This window comes from Streptomyces ruber (genome assembly GCF_014648075.1).
In the GTDB taxonomy this organism is placed as follows: domain Bacteria; phylum Actinomycetota; class Actinomycetes; order Streptomycetales; family Streptomycetaceae; genus Streptomyces; species Streptomyces ruber.
The window spans coordinates 315,338-339,178 of record NZ_BMQK01000005.1; the positions used below are offsets into that span (position 1 = coordinate 315,338).

General features: G+C 71.3%; 22 protein-coding genes and 1 pseudogene. 21 read left to right on the forward strand and 2 right to left on the reverse strand.

The annotated features are described in order from the left end of the window. Window positions 1-228: 228 nt before the first annotated feature. The 15 genes and pseudogenes from pgsA to IEZ04_RS15450 all read left to right on the forward strand — a co-directional run bounded on the left by pgsA (window position 229) and on the right by IEZ04_RS15450 (window position 15,549). A pseudogene (pgsA, locus tag IEZ04_RS15380) lies at window positions 229-965 on the forward strand (phosphatidylinositol phosphate synthase). Beyond that, window positions 962-1,921: a phosphatidylinositol mannoside acyltransferase gene (locus tag IEZ04_RS15385; protein ID WP_189217401.1), complete on the forward strand. Its 960-nt coding sequence runs from the start codon at window positions 962-964 to the stop codon at window positions 1,919-1,921. The pseudogene pgsA and the gene IEZ04_RS15385 overlap by 4 nt, the downstream one beginning before the upstream one ends. Further along, entirely contained in the window at window positions 1,918-3,078 is a 1,161-nt protein-coding gene (locus IEZ04_RS15390) for a glycosyltransferase family 4 protein (RefSeq protein WP_189217402.1), read from the forward strand. Before IEZ04_RS15385 ends, IEZ04_RS15390 begins: the two co-directional genes overlap by 4 nt. A gap of 57 nt (window positions 3,079-3,135) precedes the next feature. Next, on the forward strand, window positions 3,136-3,681 hold the full coding sequence (locus tag IEZ04_RS15395; RefSeq protein ID WP_189217403.1) for a LemA family protein: 546 nt from the start codon (window positions 3,136-3,138) through the stop codon (window positions 3,679-3,681). 131 nt (window positions 3,682-3,812) lie between these two features. After that, complete coding sequence (gene pdxS / locus IEZ04_RS15400) at window positions 3,813-4,727, forward strand: pyridoxal 5'-phosphate synthase lyase subunit PdxS (RefSeq protein WP_189217404.1); 915 nt, start codon at window positions 3,813-3,815, stop codon at window positions 4,725-4,727. Further along, complete coding sequence (gene pdxT, locus IEZ04_RS15405; protein ID WP_189217405.1) at window positions 4,727-5,332, forward strand: pyridoxal 5'-phosphate synthase glutaminase subunit PdxT; 606 nt, start codon at window positions 4,727-4,729, stop codon at window positions 5,330-5,332. Before pdxS ends, pdxT begins: the two co-directional genes overlap by 1 nt. Window positions 5,333-5,380: 48 nt before the next feature. Continuing rightward, entirely contained in the window at window positions 5,381-6,133 is a 753-nt protein-coding gene (locus tag IEZ04_RS15410) for a YebC/PmpR family DNA-binding transcriptional regulator (protein ID WP_189217406.1), read from the forward strand. A gap of 128 nt (window positions 6,134-6,261) precedes the next feature. Next, entirely contained in the window at window positions 6,262-6,792 is a 531-nt protein-coding gene (gene ruvC, locus IEZ04_RS15415; protein ID WP_189217407.1) for a crossover junction endodeoxyribonuclease RuvC, read from the forward strand. Continuing rightward, window positions 6,789-7,394 (forward strand): Holliday junction branch migration protein RuvA, encoded by a 606-nt coding sequence (gene ruvA / locus IEZ04_RS15420; protein ID WP_189217408.1) that lies wholly within the window; start codon window positions 6,789-6,791, stop codon window positions 7,392-7,394. Before ruvC ends, ruvA begins: the two co-directional genes overlap by 4 nt. A gap of 90 nt (window positions 7,395-7,484) precedes the next feature. Beyond that, window positions 7,485-8,579, forward strand: coding sequence for a Holliday junction branch migration DNA helicase RuvB (ruvB, locus tag IEZ04_RS15425; protein WP_189217451.1), 1,095 nt, complete (start codon window positions 7,485-7,487; stop codon window positions 8,577-8,579). A 164-nt stretch (window positions 8,580-8,743) separates the two neighbouring features. Next, entirely contained in the window at window positions 8,744-9,238 is a 495-nt protein-coding gene (yajC, locus tag IEZ04_RS15430) for a preprotein translocase subunit YajC (RefSeq protein WP_189217409.1), read from the forward strand. A 141-nt stretch (window positions 9,239-9,379) separates the two neighbouring features. Further along, the gene (secD, locus tag IEZ04_RS15435) at window positions 9,380-11,176 is read left to right on the forward strand and encodes a protein translocase subunit SecD (RefSeq protein WP_189217410.1); all 1,797 of its coding nucleotides are present in this window, start codon (window positions 9,380-9,382) and stop codon (window positions 11,174-11,176) included. 1 nt (window position 11,177) lies between these two features. Continuing rightward, the gene (secF, locus tag IEZ04_RS15440) at window positions 11,178-12,293 is read left to right on the forward strand and encodes a protein translocase subunit SecF (RefSeq protein ID WP_189217411.1); all 1,116 of its coding nucleotides are present in this window, start codon (window positions 11,178-11,180) and stop codon (window positions 12,291-12,293) included. Then, a complete protein-coding gene (locus IEZ04_RS15445; protein WP_189217412.1) occupies window positions 12,290-12,829 on the forward strand; it encodes an adenine phosphoribosyltransferase in 540 nt (179 codons plus the stop codon). Before secF ends, IEZ04_RS15445 begins: the two co-directional genes overlap by 4 nt. A gap of 182 nt (window positions 12,830-13,011) precedes the next feature. Then, window positions 13,012-15,549: a RelA/SpoT family protein gene (locus IEZ04_RS15450; RefSeq protein WP_189217413.1), complete on the forward strand. Its 2,538-nt coding sequence runs from the start codon at window positions 13,012-13,014 to the stop codon at window positions 15,547-15,549. Between the two features lie 69 nt (window positions 15,550-15,618). On the opposite strand, the gene IEZ04_RS15455 is transcribed toward IEZ04_RS15450, so the two are convergent. Continuing rightward, the gene (locus tag IEZ04_RS15455; RefSeq protein WP_189217414.1) at window positions 15,619-16,848 is read right to left on the reverse strand and encodes a DUF349 domain-containing protein; all 1,230 of its coding nucleotides are present in this window, start codon (window positions 16,846-16,848) and stop codon (window positions 15,619-15,621) included. A 135-nt stretch (window positions 16,849-16,983) separates the two neighbouring features. Continuing rightward, window positions 16,984-17,820 (reverse strand): peptidylprolyl isomerase, encoded by an 837-nt coding sequence (locus IEZ04_RS15460; RefSeq protein ID WP_189217415.1) that lies wholly within the window; start codon window positions 17,818-17,820, stop codon window positions 16,984-16,986. A 190-nt stretch (window positions 17,821-18,010) separates the two neighbouring features. Here IEZ04_RS15460 and IEZ04_RS15465 point away from each other — a divergent pair, with 190 nt between their 5' ends. The 6 genes from IEZ04_RS15465 to IEZ04_RS15490 all read left to right on the forward strand — a co-directional run bounded on the left by IEZ04_RS15465 (window position 18,011) and on the right by IEZ04_RS15490 (window position 23,840). Continuing rightward, on the forward strand, window positions 18,011-18,733 hold the full coding sequence (locus IEZ04_RS15465; protein ID WP_189217416.1) for an MBL fold metallo-hydrolase: 723 nt from the start codon (window positions 18,011-18,013) through the stop codon (window positions 18,731-18,733). A gap of 13 nt (window positions 18,734-18,746) precedes the next feature. Next, the gene (gene hisS / locus IEZ04_RS15470; RefSeq protein WP_189217417.1) at window positions 18,747-20,015 is read left to right on the forward strand and encodes a histidine--tRNA ligase; all 1,269 of its coding nucleotides are present in this window, start codon (window positions 18,747-18,749) and stop codon (window positions 20,013-20,015) included. A gap of 179 nt (window positions 20,016-20,194) precedes the next feature. Further along, complete coding sequence (locus IEZ04_RS15475) at window positions 20,195-20,833, forward strand: vitamin K epoxide reductase family protein (RefSeq protein WP_189217418.1); 639 nt, start codon at window positions 20,195-20,197, stop codon at window positions 20,831-20,833. Window positions 20,834-20,912: 79 nt separating this feature from the next. After that, window positions 20,913-22,268: a replication-associated recombination protein A gene (locus IEZ04_RS15480; protein WP_189217419.1), complete on the forward strand. Its 1,356-nt coding sequence runs from the start codon at window positions 20,913-20,915 to the stop codon at window positions 22,266-22,268. 294 nt (window positions 22,269-22,562) lie between these two features. Then, window positions 22,563-23,177 (forward strand): 30S ribosomal protein S4, encoded by a 615-nt coding sequence (gene rpsD, locus IEZ04_RS15485; RefSeq protein ID WP_030577314.1) that lies wholly within the window; start codon window positions 22,563-22,565, stop codon window positions 23,175-23,177. Window positions 23,178-23,387: 210 nt separating this feature from the next. Next, on the forward strand, window positions 23,388-23,840 hold the full coding sequence (locus tag IEZ04_RS15490) for a DUF948 domain-containing protein (RefSeq protein WP_189217420.1): 453 nt from the start codon (window positions 23,388-23,390) through the stop codon (window positions 23,838-23,840). Window position 23,841: the final 1 nt, after the last annotated feature.

Consider the following 23,841-nt stretch of genomic DNA (forward strand, 5'->3'; position numbering starts at 1 on the left):
CCTCCCGCACCGGTGCACCCCGGCGGCGGCGGCTCCGATGACGCCCGCGGTGCCATCGAGCTTTCCACCGCCGTCACGGTGCGTCCATACGGCGGACGCCATCGCGACGGCCTCCCGGCCGGGCCCGGCCGGTGTCCCGCACGCGCGCCGGCCGGGCCTCCCGTGTGACCAGGACGTGACATCGGGGCACGGGTGCCCACCCGTCGACCGCACGCGCGCGTGACTACGATGGGCCAGCCGGTGGCCAGCAGGGGCCGCGCGGCCCACCGACCCTCGGGAAGGCCATGCTGAACAAGTACGCGCGTGCTTTCTTCACGCGTGTTCTCACGCCGTTCGCCACGTTCCTCATCCGTCGCGGAGTGAGCCCCGACACGGTCACGCTCGTCGGGACCGCCGGAGTGGTCGCGGGCGCGCTGGTCTTCTTCCCCCGGGGCGAGTTCTTCTGGGGCACGGTCGTCATCACGCTGTTCGTCTTCTCCGACCTGGTCGACGGCAACATGGCCCGCCAGCTCGGCCGCTCCAGCCGCTGGGGCGCCTTCCTGGACTCCACGCTCGACCGGGTCGCCGACGGCGCCGTCTTCGGCGGGTTCGCCCTCTGGTACGCGGGACAGGGCGACGACAACATCCTGTGCGCGGTGTCGATCTTCTGCCTGGCGAGCGGCCAGGTCGTGTCGTACACCAAGGCCCGCGGCGAGTCGATCGGCCTGCCGGTCGCGGTCAACGGGCTGGTGGAACGCGCCGAACGGCTGGTGATCTCGCTGGTCGCTGCCGGGTTCGCGGGCCTGCACGCGTTCGGCGTGCCCGGCATCGACGTCCTGCTGCCGATCGCCCTGTGGATCGTCGCCGCCGGCAGCCTGGTCACGCTGGTCCAGCGGGTCGTCACGGTCCGCCGGGAGTCCGCGGAGGCCGAGGCCGCCGACAACGCCTCCCACGGGACCTCCCACGGGAGCGAGGCCGCCTCGTGAGCAACGCGCGGGACCGGCTGACGGACGGGCTGTACGGGCTCGGCTGGAGCACCGTCAAGAAACTCCCCGAGCCCGCCGCCGCGGCGCTCGGCCGCACCATCGCCGACCTCACCTGGAAGCGGCGCGGCGAGGGCGTCCTCCGCCTGGAGCGCAACTACGCGCGCGTGGTGCCGGACGCGACCCCGGAGCGCCTGGCCGAGCTCTCGCGCGCGGGTATGCGGTCGTACCTGCGGTACTGGATGGAGTCGTTCCGGCTGCCCGTGTGGAGCGAGGAGCGCATCAGGAACGGCGTCGAGGTGAAGGGCATGCACCACATCGCCGACGCCCTCGCCGCCGGCAAGGGCGTCGTCATAGCCCTGCCGCACCTCGCGAACTGGGACCTCGCGGGCGCCTGGGCCACCACCGAGCTGAAGATGCCCCTCACGACCGTCGCCGAGCGCCTCAAGCCCGAGACGCTGTTCGACCGGTTCGTCGCCTACCGCGAGAGCCTCGGCATGGAGGTGCTGCCGCACACCGGCGGCACCGCGTTCGGCACGCTGGCCCGGCGGTTGCGCGAGGGGGGCCTGGTCTGCCTGGTCGCCGACCGCGACCTGTCCGCGTCCGGGGTCGAGGTGGACTTCTTCGGCGAGACGGCGCGGATGCCCGGCGGACCGGCCCTGCTCGCCCAGCACACCGGCGCGGCGCTGCTGCCCGTGACGCTCCGGTACGACGACTCGCCCGTGATGCGCGGGCAGGTGCACGCGCCGGTCGCGGTGCCCGAGTCGGGTACGCGCCCGCAGAAGACGTCCGTCATGACCCAGGCGCTGGCCGATGTCTTCGCCGCGGGGATCGCCGAGCGTCCGGAGGACTGGCACATGCTGCAGCGCCTGTGGGTCGCCGACCTGGAGCCCCGCCCGGCGCGGCCGTCGGAGCCGTCCTCGGAGCTGTCGTCCGAGCCGGAGGGAGAGCGGAGTTGAGGATCGGTATCGTCTGCCCGTACTCCTGGGACGTCCCCGGCGGCGTCCAGTTCCACATCCGTGATCTGGCCGAGCACCTCCTCGCCCTGGGACACGAGGTGTCCGTCCTCGCCCCGGCGGACGACGACACCCCCCTGCCGCCGTACGTCGTCTCGGCGGGCCGCGCCGTCCCCGTCCCGTACAACGGCTCGGTCGCCCGGCTGAACTTCGGGTTCCTGTCGGCGGCGCGGGTGCGGCGCTGGCTGCACGACGGCGCCTTCGACGTGATCCACATCCATGAGCCCGCCTCGCCGTCGCTGGGCCTGCTGGCGTGCTGGGCCGCGCAGGGCCCGATCGTCGCCACCTTCCACACCTCCAACCCGCGCTCGCGGGCGATGATCGCCGCGTATCCGATCCTCCAGCCCGCCCTGGAGAAGATCAGCGCGCGGATCGCGGTGAGCGAGTACGCGCGCCGCACGCTCGTCGAGCACCTCGGCGGCGACGCCGTCGTCATCCCGAACGGCGTCGACGTCGACTTCTTCGCACGAGCCAAGCCGAACCCCGACTGGCAGGGCGAGACCCTCGGCTTCATAGGCCGCATCGACGAGCCCCGCAAGGGCCTGCCCGTCCTGATGAAGGCGTTGCCGAAGATCCTCGCCGAACGGCCGCGCACCCGTCTCCTCGTCGCCGGGCGCGGCGACGAGGAGGAGGCCGTGGCGAGCCTGCCCGAGGAGATGCGGTCGCGCGTCGAGTTCCTCGGCATGATCAGCGACGCGGACAAGGCACGCTTCCTGCGCAGCGTCGACGTGTACGTCGCCCCCAACACCGGCGGCGAGAGCTTCGGGATCATCCTGGTCGAGGCGATGTCGGCGGGCGCGCCCGTCCTCGCCTCCGACCTGGACGCCTTCGCGCAGGTCCTGGACCAGGGCGAGGCGGGGGAGCTGTACGCCAACGAGGACGCGGACGCGCTGGCCGCCGCGGCCGTACGGCTGCTGGCGGACCCCGGGCGGCGCCAGGAACTGCGGGAACGGGGCAGCGCCCACGTCCGGCGCTTCGACTGGTCGACGGTGGGCGCGGACATCCTGTCCGTGTACGAGACGGTCACCGACGGAGCGGCCGCCGTCGCCGCCGACGAACGGACCGGGCGGCGCGCCCGGTTCGGCCTGGCGCGGGACTGACCGGCGTCCTTCCGGCCCGTACGGGCCGCGCGACCCGTACGGGTAGCCTTGCCGCCCGTGAGCGCAACCCTGATCTGGATCCTCGTCGGCCTGGTCGCCATCGGCCTCTACCTGAGCTGGACCGCGGGCCGCCTCGACCGGCTGCACGCCCGGATCGACGCCGCCCGCGCCGCCCTCGACGCGCAACTGCTGCGCCGCGCCTCGGTGGCCCAGGAACTCGCCACCTCCAAGGTGCTGGACCCGGCCGCCTCGATCGTGCTGTACGAGGCCGCCCACGCGGCCCGGCAGGCCGAGGAGGAGCAGCGCGAGGTCGCCGAGAGCGAGCTGAGCCAGGCGCTGCGCGCCGTCCTCGCGGAACCCGCGCAGGTCGAGGCGGTACGGGAGGCGCCGGGCGGCGAGGAGGCCGCCAGGGAACTGGCCCAGGCGGTGCGCCGGGTGCCCATGGCGCGCCGCTTCCACAACGACGCCGTACGGGCCGCCCGCGCGCTCCGCCGGCACCGCAAGGTCCGCTGGTTCCGGCTCGCGGGCCACGCCCCCTTCCCGATGGCCTTCGAGATGGACGACGAGCCGCCGACGGCACTGGTGGACCGCGCGGGAGTGTGATCCGGCCCGCACGGGCCCCGTGCCGCGCCCCCGGAAACGAGCCACCGCCTGCCCATTGGCCCTTGCTGTGGCCTGCTCACCTCACGTTTCCTCGGTGCTGGCAGCAACCCCCTTCACCGAGTGAGGTCTTCGTGTCCGACTCGCTTCCCACCTCCGCCCCCGCCCCCGAGACTGGCACCGCGCGCGTGAAGCGCGGCATGGCCGAGCAGCTCAAGGGCGGCGTGATCATGGACGTCGTCACCCCGGAACAGGCGAGGATCGCCGAGGACGCGGGCGCCGTCGCCGTCATGGCCCTGGAGCGGGTCCCCGCGGACATCCGCAAGGACGGCGGCGTGGCCCGCATGTCGGACCCCGACATGATCGAGGGCATCATCGAGGCGGTCTCCATCCCCGTGATGGCCAAGTCCCGTATCGGCCACTTCGTCGAGGCCCAGGTCCTGCAGTCCCTCGGTGTGGACTACATCGACGAGTCCGAGGTCCTCACCCCCGCCGACGAGGTCAACCACTCCGACAAGTGGGCGTTCACCACGCCGTTCGTCTGCGGCGCCACCGACCTGGGCGAGGCCCTGCGCCGCATCGCCGAGGGCGCGGCCATGATCCGCTCCAAGGGCGAGGCCGGCACCGGCAACGTCGTCGAGGCGGTCCGCCACCTGCGGCAGATCAAGAACGAGATCGCCCGGCTGCGCGGCTTCGACAACCACGAGCTGTACGCCGCCGCCAAGGAGCTGCGCGCCCCGTACGAGCTGGTCAAGGAGGTCGCCGAGCTGGGCAGGCTGCCGGTCGTGCTGTTCTCCGCCGGCGGCGTGGCGACCCCGGCCGACGCAGCCCTGATGCGTCAGCTCGGTGCCGAGGGTGTCTTCGTCGGCTCCGGCATCTTCAAGTCCGGCGACCCGGCCAAGCGCGCGGCCGCCATCGTGAAGGCCACCACCTTCTTCGACGACCCGAAGATCGTCGCGGACGCCTCCCGCAACCTCGGCGAGGCCATGGTCGGGATCAACCTCGACACCCTGCCCGAGGGTGAGCGCTACGCCGACCGGGGCTGGTGATGTCCGCGCCCGTGATCGGAGTGCTCGCCCTCCAGGGCGACGTGCCGGAGCACCTCACCGCCCTGACCGTGGCCGGCGCCGTGGCCGGGCCGGTGCGGCGCCCCGAGGAACTCGCCCGGGTCGACGGCCTGGTCGTCCCCGGCGGCGAGTCCACCACCATCTCCAAGCTGGCCGCCCTCTTCGGCCTCATGGAACCCCTCCGCGCGCGCGTGCGCGACGGCATGCCGGTCTACGGCACCTGCGCGGGCATGATCCTGCTCGCCGACAAGATCCTCGACCCGCGCGCGGGCCAGGAGACGATCGGCGGCATCGACATGATCGTGCGCCGCAACGCCTTCGGCCGGCAGAACGAGTCCTTCGAGGCGGCGGTCGACGTGCGCGGCGTCGAGGGCGATCCTGTGGAGGGCGTCTTCATCCGCGCGCCCTGGGTGGAGTCCGTCGGCGCGGAGACCGAGGTGCTCGCCGAGCACGACGGCCACATCGTCGCGGTCCGCCAGGGCAACGCGCTCGCCACGTCGTTCCACCCGGAGCTGACGGGCGACCACCGGATGCACGCGCTGTTCGTCGCCATGGTGCGCGGGAACCGGACACCGGAGTCCTTGTAGGATCTCTGGGGTCGTTGCAGAGATGGGTTACGCGAAGGAGACAGGCAGATGTCCGGCCACTCTAAATGGGCCACGACGAAGCACAAGAAGGCCGTCATCGATGCCAAGCGCGGCAAGCTCTTCGCGAAGCTGATCAAGAACATCGAGGTCGCGGCGCGGATGGGCGGCGTCGACCTGGAGGGCAACCCGACGCTGTACGACGCCGTGCAGAAGGCGAAGAAGCAGTCGGTCCCGAACAAGAACATCGACTCGGCGATCAAGCGCGGCGGCGGCCTGGAGGCCGGCGGCGCCGACTACGAGACGATCATGTACGAGGGGTACGGCCCCAACGGTGTCGCGGTGCTCATCGAGTGCCTCACCGACAACCGCAACCGCGCCGCCTCCGAGGTCCGCGTCGCGATGACCCGCAACGGCGGCTCCATGGCCGACCCGGGCTCCGTGTCGTACCTGTTCAACCGCAAGGGCGTCGTCATCGTCCCCAAGGGCGAGCTGACCGAGGACGACGTCCTGGGTGCCGTGCTCGACGCGGGCGCCGAGGAGGTCAACGACCTCGGTGAGTCCTTCGAGGTGCTCAGCGAGGCCACCGACCTGGTCGCGGTGCGCACCGCCCTCCAGGACGCCGGCATCGACTACGACTCCGCCGACGCCAACTTCGTCCCGACCATGCAGGTCGAGCTGGACGAGGAGGGCGCCAAGAAGATCTTCAAGCTGATCGACGCGCTGGAGGACAGCGACGACGTGCAGAACGTCTTCGCCAACTTCGACGTGAGCGACGAGGTCATGGCGAAGGTCGACGCTTAGGGCACGCCGCGAGAGGCAGGCCGGGATCCGCACGGGCCGACGGGACACCCCGTCGGCCCGTCGGCTTGGGGCCGTTGTCGGTGGCACCCGATAGCCTGCGGGAACAGGTTTCGTAGGGAGGGGTGCGCGTGCGCGTACTGGGGGTGGACCCGGGCCTGACGCGGTGCGGCGTCGGCGTGGTCGAGGGCGTCGCGGGCAGGCCGCTCACCATGATCGGGGTCGGTGTCGTCCGGACGCCCGCGGACGCGGACCTCGGCCACCGTCTCGTCGCCGTCGAGCAGGGCATCGAGCGGTGGCTCGACGAGTACGGACCCGAGTACGTCGCGGTGGAGCGAGTCTTCAGCCAGCACAACGTCCGCACCGTGATGGGCACCGCCCAGGCCAGCGCCGTCGCCATCCTCTGCGCCTCCCGCCGCGGCATCCCCGTCGCCCTGCACACCCCCAGCGAGGTCAAGGCCGCCGTCACCGGCAGCGGCCGCGCGGACAAGGCGCAGGTGGGCGCCATGGTCACGCGTCTGCTGCGGCTCGCGGCGCCCCCGAAGCCGGCCGACGCCGCCGACGCCCTCGCGCTCGCCATCTGCCACATCTGGCGGGCCCCCGCCCAGAACAGACTCCAGCAGGCCGTCGCCCTGCACGCATCGAAAGGCCGTACGGCATGATCGCCTTCGTCAGCGGCACGGTCGCAGCCCTCGCCCCCGACACCGCGGTGGTCGAGGTCGGCGGCGTCGGCATGGCCGTCCGGTGCACCCCGGACACCCTGTCCACGCTCCGCGTCGGACAGCCCGCGAGGCTCGCCACCTCCCTCGTCGTCCGCGAGGACTCGCTCACCCTGTACGGCTTCGCGGACGACGACGAGCGCCAGGTCTTCGAGCTGCTCCAGACCGCCAGCGGGGTCGGCCCGCGCCTCGCCCAGGCCATGCTCGCGGTGCACCGCCCGGACGCCCTGCGCCGCGCGGTCGCGACCGGCGACGAGAAGGCCCTCACCGCCGTCCCCGGCATCGGCAAGAAGGGCGCCCAGAAGCTCCTCCTGGAGCTCAAGGACCGCCTCGGGGAACCGGTCGGCGCCCCCGCGGCCGGCGCCCCGGTCACCGCCGGCTGGCGCGACCAGCTGCACGCCGCGCTCATCGGCCTCGGGTACGCCACCCGGGAGGCCGACGAGGCGGTGACCGCGGTGACCCCGCAGGCGGAGGCCGCCGGGGGCACGCCCCAGATCGGCTCGCTGCTGAAGGCCGCGCTGCAGACCCTCAACAGAGCGCGCTGACCGGAGGGCGCCGTGCCGGTCCCGCAGCGCCCCGCGCCGCGCTTCCCCGAACTCACCCACCCGACTGCGACAACCCCCGAGGCACACGCGATGAACTGGGACGACCCGACCGACACGGCAGCCGGCGAGCGGTCCGCCGACTCCGCCGCGGAGCGGTTGGTGGGCTCCGCCGCCGACCGCGAGGACCAGGCGGTGGAGGCCGCCCTGCGTCCCAAGGACCTGGACGAGTTCATCGGCCAGGAGAAGGTCCGCGAGCAGCTCGACCTCGTGCTCCGGGCGGCCCGCGCGCGCGGGGCGACCGCCGACCACGTCCTGCTCTCCGGCGCCCCCGGCCTCGGCAAGACCACCCTCTCGATGATCATCGCGGCCGAGATGGGCGCCCCGATCCGCATCACCAGCGGCCCCGCCATCCAGCACGCCGGCGACCTCGCCGCCATCCTGTCCTCCCTCCAGGAGGGCGAGGTCCTCTTCCTCGACGAGATCCACCGCATGTCGCGGCCCGCCGAGGAGATGCTGTACATGGCCATGGAGGACTTCCGCGTCGACGTCATCGTCGGCAAGGGCCCCGGGGCCACCGCGATCCCGCTCGAACTGCCGCCGTTCACGCTGGTCGGCGCCACCACGCGCGCGGGCCTGCTGCCGCCCCCGCTGCGCGACCGCTTCGGCTTCACCGCGCACATGGAGTTCTACGAGCCGACCGAGCTGGAGCGGGTCGTCCACCGCTCGGCGGACCTGCTCGAGGTGGAGATCGACCCCGCGGGCGCCGCCGAGATCGCCGGCCGCTCCCGCGGCACCCCCCGCATCGCCAACCGGCTGCTGCGCCGCGTACGGGACTACGCGCAGGTCAAGGCCGACGGAGTGATCACCGAGGACATCGCCGCGGCCGCCCTCGCCGTCTACGAGGTCGACTCCCGGGGCCTCGACCGCCTCGACCGCGCGGTGCTGACGGCCCTGCTGAAGCTGTTCGGCGGCGGACCCGTCGGCCTGTCCACGCTCGCCGTCGCGGTGGGGGAGGAGCGCGAGACCGTCGAGGAGGTCGCGGAGCCCTTCCTCGTCCGCGAGGGACTCCTGGCACGCACCCCCAGAGGCCGCGTGGCGACCCCCGCCGCATGGGCGCATCTCGGCCTCACCCCACCCCGGCAGAACACCGCAGGAAACGGACAACAGGACCTGTTCGGGACGTGACGGCGCGGGACTCGCCCGCTCCGGAACCCCGGTGCCATGCTGTGCGTTGTTCCCTGCGTGCGGACTCGCCTAGACTCCGCCGGTGCCGCCCTTGCCGGCAGCACCCCCACATCCCCAACCATCAGGCCGCTCACACCGCGGTCGTGTGAAGGAAGTTCCGACCCGTGAGTCTCGTGACCCTCCTCCCGTTCATCGTGCTCATCGGGGCCATGTTCCTGATGACCCGGTCGGCCAAGAAGAAGCAGCAGCAGGCCGTCGACATGCGGAACTCGATGCAGCCCGGTTCCGGCGTCCGTACGATCGGGGGCATGTACGCGACGGTCAAGGAGGTCAACGAGGACACGGTTCTCCTTGACGCCGGTCCCGGCGTCGAACTGCTCTTCGCGAAGAACGCCATCGGCTCCGTCCTCGACGACGACGAGTACAACCGCATCGTCCACGGCATCGAGCACGACCTGAAGGCCGACGACACCGTGGTTCCGGACGACGCCTCCTCCCTCACCGGGACCGACGAGCCCGCCGACGCGACCCCCGCCGCCAAGCCCCTCGATCTCGGCAAGAAGGACGCGGACGCCGACGCCGTGGACGGGGCGGACGCCGCGCCGCAGGCCGAGCAGGCGGAGCCGAAGAAGACCGACGGCGAGTCCGACGCGAAGTAAGCACGCCCGGGAAGCGCGGCGCGACCGACTCGCGTCCCGCGTCCCCCGGTACGTGCCGTTACCGCACGGGACCCCGACCCAATGGCACGGCCGTCCGCGCGTCCATCCGGCGCCGGGCGGCCCGAGAGGGAGTACGAGAAGGTGGCAGCACCGAAGAAGGGCCGGAGCGCGAGCGCCCAGAGCAGACCAGGCCGCGCACTGGTCCTCATGTTGATCGCCGTCGTAGCGCTCACCGGGGGCATGTTCGCCTCCGGACACCACACCCCGCGTCTCGGCATCGACCTCGCCGGCGGCACCAGCATCACGCTGACGGCGGTCACCGAACCCGGCCAGGCGAACGCGATCAACCCGACCAACATGGACACCGCGGTCGAGATCATGGAGCGCCGTGTCAACGGCCTCGGTGTCTCCGAGGCGGAGGTCCAGACCCAGGGCGATCGCAACATCATCGTCAACGTTCCCAAGGGCACCGACTCCGAACAGGCCCGGGAGCAGGTCGGCACCACCGCCAAGCTCTACTTCCGCCCGGTGGTGGCCACGGAGGTCTCCGGCACCGACGCGAGCGCCAGCCCGAGCGCCGGCTCCAGCGCCGCAGCCTCCCCGAGCCCGTCGGCCTCCGCCGACGAGTCGGCCGCGGACGAGGAGGCGAGCTCGTCGCCCTCCGACGCCGCGAGCCCGTCGGCGAGCGCAACCTCCCAGGGCCGCGCGGTCACCGAGGCCCTCAAGGCCGACCCCACCCCGAGCGACTCGGCCGCCACGAGCGCCGACGCCTCCGCCAGCCCGTCCGCCTCCGCCTCCGCCTCCGAGAGCGCGGGCTCCGGCGAGGCGGACGCGCAGCTCCAGGCCCAGTACGCCGCGCTCGACTGCACCAAGGCCGACCAGCGCTCCGAGGCCGGCAGCGGCGCCAAGCCCGCCGACTCGACCGTCGCCTGCGGCCAGAACGCGCAGGGCCAGTGGCAGAAGTACGTCCTCGGCCCGGCCGAGGTCGACGGCACGGACGTCGACAAGGCCGAGGCGGTCTTCGACACCCAGAGCGCCGCGGGCTGGAAGGTCACCATGGACTTCACGTCCAAGGGTGCCGACAAGTTCGCCGCCATCACCGGCAAGCTCGCCCAGAACCAGACCCCGCAGAACCAGTTCGCGATCGTCCTCGACAACGAGGTCGTCTCCGACCCGTACGTGAACCAGTCGATCACCGGTGGCAACGCCGAGATCTCCGGCAGCTTCACGCAGGAGGAGGCCCAGGGGCTCGCCAACATGCTGTCGTACGGCGCGCTCCCGCTCTCCTTCAAGGAGTCGAGCGTCACCACGGTCACCGCCGCGCTCGGCGGTGAGCAGCTGGAGGCCGGTCTGATCGCCGGCGCCATCGGCCTCGCCCTGGTCGTGATCTACCTGCTCGTCTACTACCGCGGTCTGTCGCTCATCGCGCTCGCCTCGCTGCTCATCTCGGCGGCCCTGACCTACGTGATCATGTCGCTGCTCGGCCCGGCGATCGGCTTCGCGCTGAACCTGCCCGCCGTCTGCGGCGCCATCGTCGCCATCGGCATCACCGCGGACTCGTTCATCGTGTACTTCGAACGCGTCCGGGACGAGGTCCGCGAGGGCCGCTCGCTGCGTCCCGCCGTCGAGCGGGGCTGGCCGCGCGCCCGGCGCACCATCCTGGTCTCCGACTTCGTGTCGTTCCTCGCCGCCGCGGTGCTCTTCGTGGTCAGCGTCGGCAAGGTCCAGGGCTTCGCGTTCACGCTGGGTCTCACCACCCTCCTCGACGTGGTGGTCGTCTTCTTCTTCACCAAGCCGCTGCTGACGCTCCTCGCCCGCACCAAGTTCTTCGGGGGCGGCCACAAGTGGTCCGGCCTGGACCCGAAGCGGCTCGGTGCCCGGCCGCCGCTGCGCCGCACCCGCCGTCCCGCCGTCCACGTCGACCCCAAGGAGGCGTGAGATGTCGAAGCTCGGCAACCTCGGCGCCCGGCTCCACCGCGGCGAAATCGGCTACGACTTCGTCGCCCACCGCTTCCTCTGGTACGGCGTCTCCGTACTGATCACCGTCCTGGCCATCGCGGGCCTCGGGTTCCGCGGCCTGAACATGGGCATCGAGTTCCAGGGCGGCGCCGTCTTCACCGTCCCGAAGACGAGCGTCTCGGCCTCCCAGGCGGAGACGTACGCGGAAGAGGCCGCGGGCCACGACGCCATCGTGCAGGAGCTCGGCTCCGGCGGGATGCGCATCCAGGTCTCCGGCGTGGACACCGCGAAGTCCGACGACATCAAGCAGCAGCTCGCGCAGGACCTGAAGGTCGACGCGGACGACATCAACGCCGACCTCGTCGGACCCAGCTGGGGCGAGCAGATCGCCAACAAGGCGTGGCAGGGCCTCGGCATCTTCCTGGTCCTCGTGGTGATCTACCTGGCGATCGCCTTCGAGTGGCGCATGGCGGTCGCCGCCTTCGTCGCCCTCATCCACGACATCACCATCACCGTCGGCATCTACGCCCTCGTCGGCTTCGAGGTGACCCCGGGCACGGTGATCGGTCTGCTGACCATCCTCGGTTACTCGCTCTACGACACGGTGGTCGTCTTCGACAGCCTCAAGGAGCAGACCAAGGACATCACCAAGCAGACCCGCTGGACCTACAGCGAGATCGCCAACCGCTCGATCAACAGCACCCTGGTCCGCTCCGTCAACACCACGGTGGTCGCGCTGCTGCCGGTCGCCGGCCTGCTCTTCATCGGCGGCGGTGTCCTCGGCGCCGGTATGCTGAACGACATCTCGCTGTCGCTGTTCGTGGGTCTCGCCGCCGGCGCGTACTCCTCGATCTTCATCGCCACGCCGCTCGTCGCCGACCTCAAGGAGCGCGAGCCGCAGATGAAGGCCCTCAAGAAGCGCGTGCTCGCCAAGCGGGCGCAGAGCACCGACCGGGACACGGCCGACCAGGACGGGACCGCCGACGAGCCGTACGGCGACGAGCCGGAGGACGCCGCCCCCGCCGTCGTCGGCCCGCGCCACCAGCCCGCGACCCGCAACCGGGGCCGCGGCCGACCGTCCGGAAAGCGTCGATGACCGACATCCAGGAACTCCTGCTCAGCCGCATCCGCGACGTCGCGGACTACCCGGAGCCGGGGGTGATGTTCAAGGACATCACCCCGCTGCTGGCCGACCCGCAGGCGTTCACCGCACTCACGGACACCCTGTCGCAGCTCGCCGTCCGCAACGGCGCCACGAAGATCGTCGGCCTGGAGGCCCGCGGCTTCATCCTGGGCGCCCCGGTCGCCGTCCGGGCCGGCGTCGGCTTCATCCCCGTACGCAAGGCGGGCAAGCTCCCCGGAGCGACCCTCAGCCAGGCCTACGACCTGGAGTACGGCTCCGCGGAGATCGAGGTGCACGCCGAGGACCTGGCAGCCGGCGACCGCGTCATGGTCATCGACGACGTGCTCGCCACGGGCGGCACCGCCGAGGCCTCGCTCCAGCTCGTCCGCCGGGCGGGCGCCGACGTCGCGGGCGTCGCCGTCCTGATGGAGCTGGGCTTCCTCGGCGGCCGGGCCCGTCTGGAACCGGCTCTCGGTGGCGCCCCGCTGGACGCGTTGCTGCAGGTCTGAGCCTTTCGCGCCACCCGTGGAACACCGCAGGGGCGGGCTCCGGAGGAATCCGGGGCCCGCCCCTGGTGTTCCACCAGTACCAGGGCGTCTCACCGGTCGACGACGAGCGACAAGCCCGGGATCGCTACCATGGGGTCTCCGGAGCCTGACCGGGGGACCCGGATCGCGCACGAGGAGCCCTCTTGGCAGACGAGGCCCAGCCACTGACCGCCGCCAAGCCGGAGCAGACGCCGGCATCCGCGGCCGAGCCCGCGCCGGGTGCGGAGAACACCGCCCGGAGCGGGGACGAGCGCGCCCGGTCCGCGTCCGGCAGGACCTCCGGGCCGAGGCCCGGGCCGACCCCGGCGGAGCGCGTGGCGGCCACGCCGGCGCGTCCGGCCCAGGGCAGGGCGGAGCGGTCGGGCGGCTCCTCCAACCGCGTCCGCGCCCGGCTCGCCCGGCTCGGCGTCCAGCGTTCCAACCCGTACAACCCGGTCCTGGAGCCATTGCTGCGCATCGTCCGCAGCAACGACCCGAAGATCGAGACGGCCACGCTCCGTCAGGTCGAGAAGGCCTACCAGGTCGCCGAGCGCTGGCACCGCGGCCAGAAGCGCAAGAGCGGCGACCCGTACATCACCCACCCGCTCGCGGTCACCACGATCCTCGCCGAGCTCGGCATGGACCCGGCGACCCTGATGGCGGGCCTGCTGCACGACACGGTCGAGGACACCGAGTACGGGCTGGACCAGCTCCGCCGCGACTTCGGCGACGTGGTCGCCCTGCTCGTCGACGGCGTCACCAAGCTGGACAAGGTCAAGTTCGGCGAGGCCGCGCAGGCCGAGACCGTGCGCAAGATGGTCGTCGCCATGGCCAAGGACCCGCGCGTCCTGGTCATCAAGCTCGCCGACCGCCTGCACAACATGCGCACCATGCGTTACCTCAAGCGCGAGAAGCAGGAGAAGAAGGCGCGCGAGACCCTGGAGATCTACGCGCCGCTCGCCCACCGCCTGGGCATGAACACCATCAAGTGGGAGCTGGAGGACCTCGCCTTCGCGATCCTCTACCCCAAGATGTACGACGAGATCGTCCGCCTGGTCGCCGAGCGCGCCCCCAAGCGCGACGAGTACCTCGCGGTCGTCACCGACGAGGTCCAGTCCGACCTGCGCGCGGCCCGCATCAAGGCGACCGTCACCGGCCGCCCGAAGCACTACTACAGCGTCTACCAGAAGATGATCGTCCGCGGCCGGGACTTCGCGGAGATCTACGACCTGGTCGGCATCCGCGTCCTGGTGGACACGGTCCGCGACTGCTACGCGGCCCTGGGCACGGTCCACGCCCGCTGGAACCCGGTTCCCGGGCGGTTCAAGGACTACATCGCGATGCCCAAGTTCAACATGTACCAGTCGCTGCACACGACGGTCATCGGGCCCAGCGGCAAACCGGTCGAACTCCAGATCCGTACGTTCGACATGCACCGCCGCGCCGAGTACGGCATCGCCGCGCACTGGAAGTACAAGCAGGAGGCCGTCGCGGGCGCCTCCAAGGTGCGTACCGACGTGCCGAAGGCGCCGGCCGGCAAGGCCGGCAAGGACTCGGCCGCCATCAACGACATGGCGTGGCTGCGGCAGCTCCTGGACTGGCAGAAGGAGACCGAGGACCCCAGCGAGTTCCTGGAGTCCCTGCGCTTCGACCTCTCCCGCAACGAGGTCTTCGTCTTCACGCCGAAGGGCGACGTCATAGCGCTGCCCGCGGGCGCCACCCCGGTCGACTTCGCGTACGCCGTCCACACCGAGGTCGGCCACCGCACGATAGGCGCACGTGTCAACGGACGCCTGGTGCCGCTGGAGTCCACCCTGGACAACGGCGACCTGGTCGAGGTCTTCACCTCCAAGGCGTCCGGCGCCGGCCCGTCCCGCGACTGGCTCGGCTTCGTCAAGTCACCCCGTGCCCGCAACAAGATCCGCGCCTGGTTCTCCAAGGAGCGCCGCGACGAGGCGATCGAGCAGGGCAAGGACGCCATCGTCCGCGCGATGCGCAAGCAGAACCTGCCGATCCAGCGCATCCTCACCGGCGACTCCCTGGTCACCCTTGCGCACGAGATGCGCTACCCCGACATCTCGGCCCTGTACGCGGCGATCGGCGAGGGCCACGTGGCGGCCCAGGGCGTGGTGCAGAAGCTCGTCCAGGCGCTCGGCGGGGAGGAGGCAGCCAGCGAGGAGATCGACGAGGCGGTCCCGTCCACGCGCGGGCGCGGCCGTCGCAAGCGCCGCAGCAGCAACGACCCGGGTGTGGTGGTCAAGGGCGTCGAGGACGTCTGGGTCAAGCTCGCCCGCTGCTGCACGCCCGTCCCCGGCGACCCGATCATCGGCTTCGTGACCCGTGGCAGCGGTGTCTCGGTGCACCGCAACGACTGCGTCAACGTCGACTCGCTCTCCCGCGAGCCGGAGCGCATCCTGGACGTCGAGTGGGCGCCCACCCAGTCCTCGGTCTTCCTGGTCGCCATCCAGGTCGAGGCCCTGGACCGGTCCCGGCTCCTGTCGGACGTCACCCGCGTCCTGTCCGACCAGCACGTCAACATCCTCTCGGCCGCGGTCCAGACCTCCCGCGACCGCGTGGCCACCTCCCGCTTCACCTTCGAGATGGGCGACCCGAAGCACCTCGGGCACGTGCTCAAGGCGGTCAGGGGAGTGGAGGGCGTGTACGACGTGTACCGCGTGACGTCGGCGCGGCAGCAGCGGTAGCGCGTACGACGGTGCCGCCTCCCCGGAAGGAGGCGGCACCGTCGTACCGTCGTGGAGCGGCCGGCAGCGTCAGCCGCCGAACTCCTGCAGCCCCTTCAGCGCCTGGTCGAGCAGCGCCTGGCGGCCGTCCAGCTCCTGCTGGAGCTTGCCGGCCTTGGCGTCGTTGCCGGAGGCGCGGGCCGCCTCGATCTGGCCCTTGAGCTTGTCGACGGCCGCCTGCAGCTGGCCCGTGAGGCCCTCGGCCCGGGCGCGGGCCTCCGGGTTCGTACGGCGCCACTCCGCTTCCTCGGACTCCTGGATGGCCCGCTCCACCGCGTGCATCCGGCCCTCCACCTTCGGGCGGGCGTCCCGCGGGACGTGGCCGATGGCCTCCCAGCGCTCGTTGATGGAGCGGAACGCGGCGCGCGCCGACTTCAGGTCCGTGACCGGAAGCAGCTTCTCCGCCTCGCCCGCCAGCTCCTCCTTGAGCTTCAGGTTCTCGGCCTGCTCGGCGTCGCGCTCGGCGAACACCGCGCCCCGGGCGGCGAAGAAGACGTCCTGGGCGCCGCGGAAGCGGTTCCACAGGTCGTCCTCGTGCTCGCGCTGGGCGCGGCCCGCCGCCTTCCACTCGGTCATCAGCTCGCGGTAGCGGGCCGCGGTCGGTCCCCAGTCGGTCGAGTCCGACAGCGCCTCGGCCTCCGCGACCAGCCGCTCCTTGATCTTGCGGGCCTCCTCGCGCTGCGCGTCCAGCTGCGCGAAGTGCGCCTTGCGCCGCTTGGAGAACGCCGAGCGGGCGTGCGAGAAGCGGTGCCACAGCTCGTCGTCCGACTTGCGGTCGAGGCGCGGCAGCCCCTTCCAGGTGTCCACCAGCGCCCGCAGCCGCTCACCGGCCGCCCGCCACTGCTCGGACGCGGCCAGCTCCTCCGCCTCGGCGACCAGCGTCTCCTTGGCGCTGCGCGCCTCGTCGGACTGCTTGGCCCGCTGCGCCTTGCGCTCCTCACGGCGGGACTCGACCGTCTGGACGAGCTTGTCCAGCCGGGTCCGCAGCGCGTCCAGGTCGCCCACCGCGTGGTGTGCGTCCACCTGCTCCCGCAGATGGGCGATCGCGGCCTGGGCGTCCTTCGCCGACAGGTCGGTGGTCCGTACCCGTCGTTCGAGGAGGCCGATCTCCACAACCAGGCCCTCGTACTTGCGTTCGAAGTAGGCCAGCGCCTCCTCGGGAGAGCCGGCCTGCCAGGAACCGACGACCTGCTCGCCGTCGGCCGTACGCACGTACACGGTCCCCGTCTCGTCGACGCGGCCCCACGGGTCGCTGCTCACAGCGCCTCCTCCACATGATGCCTGCGGCAGGCTGCTGCACCCCCGGGCATCGTCCACAGTTTCGTCACGGCCAACATAGGCGACCGGCGGGGCGGCTGTCCGCATCCCGCGCGACCGAAATTTCGCAGTTGGCGGTCAGGATTTCGAGACCGTCGCCTTGTTGATCACCACGGTCGCGTTCGGGGCGCCGTCCCCCATGCCCGAGTTCTCGCCCGCCTCGGCGATCTTCTGCAGGACCTTCATGCCCGATTCGGAAATCGTCCCGAACGGTGTGTAGTTGGCGGGCAACTGACTGTCCTGGTAGACGAGGAAGAACTGGCTGCCGCCACTGTTCCGGCCCTCGCCGGACTGGGCGTTGTACTGGTTGGCCATGGCCACCGTGCCCGCCGGGTACACGTCGCCCTTCAGGCGCTCGTCCTTGAGGTTCTCGTCCGGGATCGTGTAGCCGGGGCCGCCCATGCCGGTGCCCTCGGGGTCGCCGCACTGGAGCACGTAGATGCCGGCGGTGGTGAGCCGGTGGCACTTCGTGTGGTCCAGGTAACCCTTGCCGACCAGGAAGTCGAACGAGTTCACCGTGTGCGGGGCCTTCGACGCGTCCATCGCTATGGAGATGTCACCGCAGGTCGTCCGCAGATCCATCGTGTACGTCGCGGACTTGTCGACGGTGAGCTCCGGCTCCTTGTCGAAGCTGAGCTTCTTCACCTCGCCCTCGGCGGGCTTCTCGCACGGGTCCTCGACCGGACTCGCCGAGGCGCTCGGGGTCACCTCCGCACTCGCGTTCTCCTTGTTGTCGTCGCCCTTCAGGGCGCCGGTCGTGTACAGCGCGACGCTGCCGATGAGGATCACGCCGAGGACCGAGGCGATCACGGAGTTGCGGACACGGGCCTTGCGCCGCGCCGACGTGCGCCGCTGCTGCTGCCGCAAGAACTTCTCCCGGGCGAGCTGACGCCGCCGCTGTTCCTGGCTGACCACGGGGTTCTCTCCTCATGCGTCGTGTACGTCGACCGGTACGCGGGGCGTCCCTGGCGTCGACCGCCTGCGTGTGCCCCGTACCGTATATGGGTTCGCTGAGGAAACGGCAGCGCCGGTAGGCTCTGATCCGCGGCGGACCGCTTCCACGGCGGAGTCAGCAGCCGCTCTCTACGACACAAGAAGGACGATCGTGCTCATTGCCGGGTTCCCCGCCGGGGCCTGGGGGACCAACTGTTACCTGGTCGCCCCTGCCGCCGGTGAGGAGTGCGTGATCATCGACCCGGGCCACCAGGCCGCGCGGGGCGTCGAGGAGGCACTGAGGAAGCATCGGCTCAAGCCCGTCGCCGTCGTCCTCACCCACGGCCACATCGACCACGTGGCCTCGGTCGTCCCCGTGTGCGGCGCGCACGACGTGCCGGCGTGGATCCACCCCGCGGACCGGTACATGATGAGCGACCCCGAGAAGGGGATCGGCCGCTCCATCGGGATGCCGCTGATGGGCGAGCTGGCCGTGGGGGAGCCCGACGACGTGAAGGAGCTGACCGACGGGTCCCGGCTCTCGCTCGCGGGCCTCACGTTCTCCGTGGCGCACGCACCGGGCCATACCAAGGGGTCGGTGACCTTCCGGATGCCCGAGACGGCGGACGTCCCCTCCGTGTTCTTCTCGGGCGACCTGCTCTTCGCCGGCTCCATCGGACGCACCGACCTGCCCGGCGGTGACATGGCCGAGATGCTCGACTCGCTGGCCCGCGTGTGCCTGCCGCTCGACGACTCGACCGTGGTGCTGTCCGGCCACGGCGCCCAGACGACCATCGGCCAGGAGCGCGCCACCAACCCGTATCTGCGGCAGGTGGCCGCCGGCCGCCAGGATCGCGGTGCGGACCCCGGGTCCGCTCCCCGACGAGGAATGTGACGAGAGACTTTTCGTGAGCACCTTCAAGGCCCCCAAGGGCACGTACGACCTGCTGCCGCCGGACAGCGCCCAGTACCTCGCCGTCCGCGAGGCCATCGCCGCCCCGCTGCGCAACTCCGGGTACGGCTACATCGAGACGCCCGGCTTCGAGAACGTCGAGCTGTTCGCGCGCGGCGTCGGTGAGTCCACCGACATCGTGACCAAGGAGATGTACGCCTTCGAGACCAAGGGCGGCGACAAGCTGGCCCTGCGCCCCGAGGGCACCGCCTCCGTGCTGCGCGCCGCCCTGGAGGGCAGCCTGCACAAGGCGGGCAACCTCCCGGTCAAGCTCTGGTACTCGGGCTCGTACTACCGCTACGAGCGCCCCCAGAAGGGCCGCTACCGCCACTTCTCGCAGGTGGGCGCCGAGGCGATCGGCGCCGAGGACCCGGCCCTGGACGCCGAGCTGATCATCCTGGCCGACCAGGCGTACCGCTCGCTGGGCCTGAGGAACTTCCGCATCCTCCTCAACTCCCTCGGCGACAAGGAGTGCCGCCCGGTCTACCGCGCCGCCCTGCAGGACTTCCTGCGCGGCCTGGACCTGGACGAGGAGACCCTGCGCCGCGCCGAGATCAACCCGCTGCGCGTCCTCGACGACAAGCGCGCGGACGTCCAGAAGCAGCTGGCAGGCGCACCGCTTCTCCGGGACTACCTCTGCGACGCCTGCAAGGCGTACCACGAGGAGGTCCGCGAGCTGATCACCGCGGCGGGCGTGGCCTTCGAGGACGACCCGAAGCTGGTCCGCGGCCTCGACTACTACACGCGGACGACCTTCGAGTTCGTCCACGACGGCCTCGGCTCCCAGTCCGCGGTGGGCGGCGGCGGCCGCTACGACGGCCTCTCCGAGATGATCGGCGGCCCCGCGCTCCCGTCGGTGGGCTGGGCCCTCGGCGTGGACCGTACGGTCCTCGCGCTGAAGGCGGAGGGCGTCGAGCTCGCCCTGCCCGCGACCACCAGCGTCTACGCGGTACCGCTCGGCGAGGAGGCCCGCCGGGTGCTGTTCGCCAAGGTCACCGAGTTGCGCCGGGTGGGCGTCGCGACGGACTTCGCGTACGGGGGCAAGGGGCTGAAGGCGGCGATGAAGGCCGCCAACCGGTCGGGCGCCCGCTACGCACTCGTGCTGGGCGAGCGCGACCTCGCCGAGAATGTCGTCCAGCTCAAGGACATGGAGTCCGGCGAGCAGCAGGCGATCGGCGTCAACGAGATCGTGGCGGAGCTGGAGACCCGGCTCGGCAGGCCGTAGCCGGAGGACCGGACGGGGTGGGCCCCGGAACTCCGTGACCGGCGTTCCGGGGCCCACTGGTCCCTCCCGTCCCCCGCCGAACGTCCTTTCTTACGTCCGTCAGACGCCTCGAGGACGACTGTGTACGGCAGAATGACCGTGCCGGACGGCTTCTTCGACGACCTTACGGATACGACGTGATGAGCAAGACGACAGTCAAGGACGTGCCACTCGAGCGGGACCCCGCCGCCCCGTCCCCGGGCAGGGTGGGCACCGGACGTGCTTTCGCGATCATGCTGCTGATCACGGGCGCGGCCGGACTGCTCGCCGCCTGGGTCATCACGCTCGACAAGTTCAAGCTCCTCGAGGACCCGAACTTCACTCCCGCGTGCAGCCTGAACCCGGTCGTCTCCTGCGGCAACATCATGAAGAGCGATCAGGCCTCGGTCTTCGGGTTCCCCAACCCGATGCTCGGCCTCGTCGCGTACGGCATCGTGATCTGCGTCGGCATGAGCCTGCTGGCCCGTGCCTCCTTCCCGCGCTGGTACTGGCTCACCTTCAACGCGGGCACCCTCTTCGGTGTCGGCTTCTGCACCTGGCTGCAGTTCCAGTCCCTGTACCGGATCAACTCCCTGTGCCTGTGGTGCTGCCTGGCCTGGGTCGCCACGATCGTCATGTTCTGGTACGTGACGTCGCTCAACGTCCGCAACGGCTTCCTGCCCGCGCCGAGCCGGCTCAAGGGCTTCCTCGGCGAGTTCACCTGGGTCCTGCCCGTGATGCACATCGGCATCATCGGCATGTTGATCCTGACCCGCTGGTGGGACTTCTGGACCAGCTGACGGACGGGCCGACGGGCGGGACGGCGGACGGCCCGACGGCGCCCGCCGCGTTGTCGGTGCGGTGATTTAGGGTTTCACCGTGGAGCCCGACCTGTTCACCGCCGCCGCCGAAGAACGCCAGGAGAGGGAGCCGTCCAGCAGCCCCCTGGCGGTACGGATGCGCCCGCGCACCCTCGACGAGGTCGTGGGCCAGCAGCACCTGCTCAAGCCCGGTTCGCCCCTGCGCAGACTCGTCGGCGAGTCCGGCGGCGGCCCCGCCGGCCCCTCCTCGGTGATCCTGTGGGGCCCGCCCGGCACGGGCAAGACGACCCTCGCGTACGTCGTCTCCAAGGCCACCAACAAGCGCTTCGTGGAGCTCTCCGCGATCACCGCGGGCGTCAAGGAGGTCCGCGCGGTCATCGACGGCGCCCGCCGCGCCACCGGCGGCTACGGCACCGAGACCGTCCTCTTCCTCGACGAGATCCACCGCTTCAGCAAGGCCCAGCAGGACTCCCTGCTGCCCGCCGTGGAGAACCGCTGGGTCACGCTGATCGCGGCGACGACGGAGAACCCGTACTTCTCCGTGATCTCTCCCCTGCTCTCCCGCTCCCTCCTCCTCACCCTCGAACCGCTCACCGACGACGACCTGCGCGGACTGCTCCGCCGCGCCCTCGCCCACGAGCGCGGGCTCAAGGGGTCCGTCACCCTCCCCGGGGACACCGAGGAGCACCTGCTGCGCATCGCGGGCGGCGACGCCCGCCGCGCGCTGACCGCCCTGGAGGCCGCGGCCGGAGCCGCCCTCGACAAGGGCGAGACGGAGATAGGCCTGACGACCCTGGAGGAGACCGTCGACCGGGCCGCGGTGAAGTACGACCGCTCCGGCGACCAGCACTACGACGTGGCCAGCGCCCTGATCAAGTCGATCCGCGGCTCCGACGTCGACGCGGCCCTGCACTACCTGGCCCGCATGATCGAGGCGGGGGAGGACCCCCGGTTCATCGCCCGGCGGCTGATGATCTCCGCCAGCGAGGACATCGGGCTGGCCGATCCGAACGCGCTGCCCATCGCGGTCGCCGCCGCCCAGGCCGTCGCCATGATCGGCTTCCCCGAGGCCGCCCTCACCCTCAGCCACGCCACCATCGCGCTCGCCCTGGCCCCCAAGTCCAACGCGGCGACCACCGCCATCGGCGCCGCCATGGAGGACGTCCGCAAGGGCCTCGCCGGGCCCGTGCCCCCGCACCTGCGCGACGGCCACTACAAGGGCGCCGCCAAGCTCGGCCACTCCCAGGGCTACGTGTACCCGCACGACCTGCCCGAGGGCATCGCCGCCCAGCAGTACGCACCGGACGCGCTCAAGGACCGCCAGTACTACACCCCGACCCGGCACGGCGCCGAGGCCCGGTACGCGGACGCGGTGGAGTGGACGAGGAAGCACCTCGGTCGCAAGCGGTCCTGAGCACCCTGTAAACTCGCCCGGAGTGCCGAGTCCCGCGCTGTCAGAGCGGGACACCCGGCCGGAACCCTCAAGCGGGGTTCCAGGAGCGTCGCGCACCGTCGAAGGTGTCGCGGGCAGCCCACCACCACCCGGATCCCGGGAGCGGTCGGTGGGCCACTCGCGTGCTGCACGTATGTGCCCAGACCAGGGGAGCGGCTGCCCACCTCGACTCAGGCGAGACGAGGCGGGATTCCCCGGCTGCGGATGCGACCTCCCTCAAACCCTGACGAGCCGAACACCGAGAGAAGAGAAACAGTGGCGAACCAGTCCCGCCCCAAGGTCAAGAAGTCGCGTGCCCTCGGTATCGCGCTGACCCCGAAGGCCGTCAAGTACTTCGAGGCCCGCCCCTACCCGCCGGGTGAGCACGGCCGCGGCCGCAAGCAGAACTCGGACTACAAGGTCCGTCTGCTCGAGAAGCAGCGTCTGCGCGCGCAGTACGACGTGTCCGAGCGTCAGCTCGTCCGCGCCTACGAGCGTGCCTCCAAGGTCCAGGGCAAGACCGGTGAGGCCCTGATCATCGAGCTCGAGCGCCGTCTCGACGCCCTGGTCCTGCGCTCGGGCATCGCCCGCACGATCTACCAGGCCCGTCAGATGGTCGTCCACGGCCACATCGAGGTCAACGGCCAGAAGGTCGACAAGCCGTCCTTCCGCGTCAAGCCGGACGACGTCGTCATGGTCCGTGAGCGCAGCCGTCAGAAGCCGCTGTTCGAGGTCGCCCGTGAGGGTGGCTTCGCCGCGGACGGCGAGACCCCGCGCTACCTCCAGGTGAACCTCAAGGCCCTGGCGTTCCGCCTGGACCGTGAGCCGAACCGCAAGGAGATCCCGGTGATCTGCGACGAGCAGCTCGTCGTCGAGTACTACGCCCGTTGATCCTTCTTCGGCGGACGTAGTCCCCTCGCGCGTCAGCCCGTCGTTCCCCCGCCCCCTTCGAGGCGGGCGGGGCGGCGGGCTTTCCGCATCCCGTGTGCTCTCCGTGTCATGCGGTACCGCGTTAATGCGGTGCGGAGCGACATCCCCGGCGCGATAGGCTCGGGGCACGACTTTTCGATGTTCAGGCAAGTGCCAGGGAGCGGGTGCGCAGTGTCCGGTGGAGAGGTGGCCGGGATCCTGGTGGCCGTGTTCTGGGCGATCCTGGTCTCCTTCCTCGCCGTCGCGCTGGCGAGGCTGGCCCAGACGCTCAGGGCGACCACCAAGCTCGTCGCGGACGTGACCGATCAGGCGGTCCCGCTCCTCGCCGACGCTTCCTCCGCGGTCCGCTCCGCGCAGACGCAGATCGACCGGGTCGACGCGATCGCCTCCGACGTGCAGGAGGTCACCTCCAACGCCTCGGCGCTCTCCACCACCGTCGCCTCCACCTTCGGCGGCCCGCTGGTGAAGGTCGCGGCGTTCGGCTACGGCGTGCGCCGCGCCATCGGCGGCCGCAAGGAGGACGCGCCGGGGAAGCCGGGCAGGGCCTCCCGGCGCACCGTGATCGTCGGCCGTACCGTCCCGTCCGCGCGCCGGGAGCGGCGCGGCCGGGGGAAGAAGGACTGAC

Coding starts and splice junctions, on each gene's coding strand:
- pdxT (WP_189217405.1), top strand. CDS start 4,727: ATGTCCGCGCCCGTGATCGGAGTGCTCGCCCTCCAGGGCGACGTGCCG.
- IEZ04_RS15410 (WP_189217406.1), top strand. CDS start 5,381: ATGTCCGGCCACTCTAAATGGGCCACGACGAAGCACAAGAAGGCCGTC.
- ruvA (WP_189217408.1), top strand. CDS start 6,789: ATGATCGCCTTCGTCAGCGGCACGGTCGCAGCCCTCGCCCCCGACACC.
- ruvB (WP_189217451.1), top strand. CDS start 7,485: ATGAACTGGGACGACCCGACCGACACGGCAGCCGGCGAGCGGTCCGCC.
- secF (WP_189217411.1), top strand. CDS start 11,178: ATGTCGAAGCTCGGCAACCTCGGCGCCCGGCTCCACCGCGGCGAAATC.
- IEZ04_RS15445 (WP_189217412.1), top strand. CDS start 12,290: ATGACCGACATCCAGGAACTCCTGCTCAGCCGCATCCGCGACGTCGCG.
- IEZ04_RS15475 (WP_189217418.1), top strand. CDS start 20,195: ATGAGCAAGACGACAGTCAAGGACGTGCCACTCGAGCGGGACCCCGCC.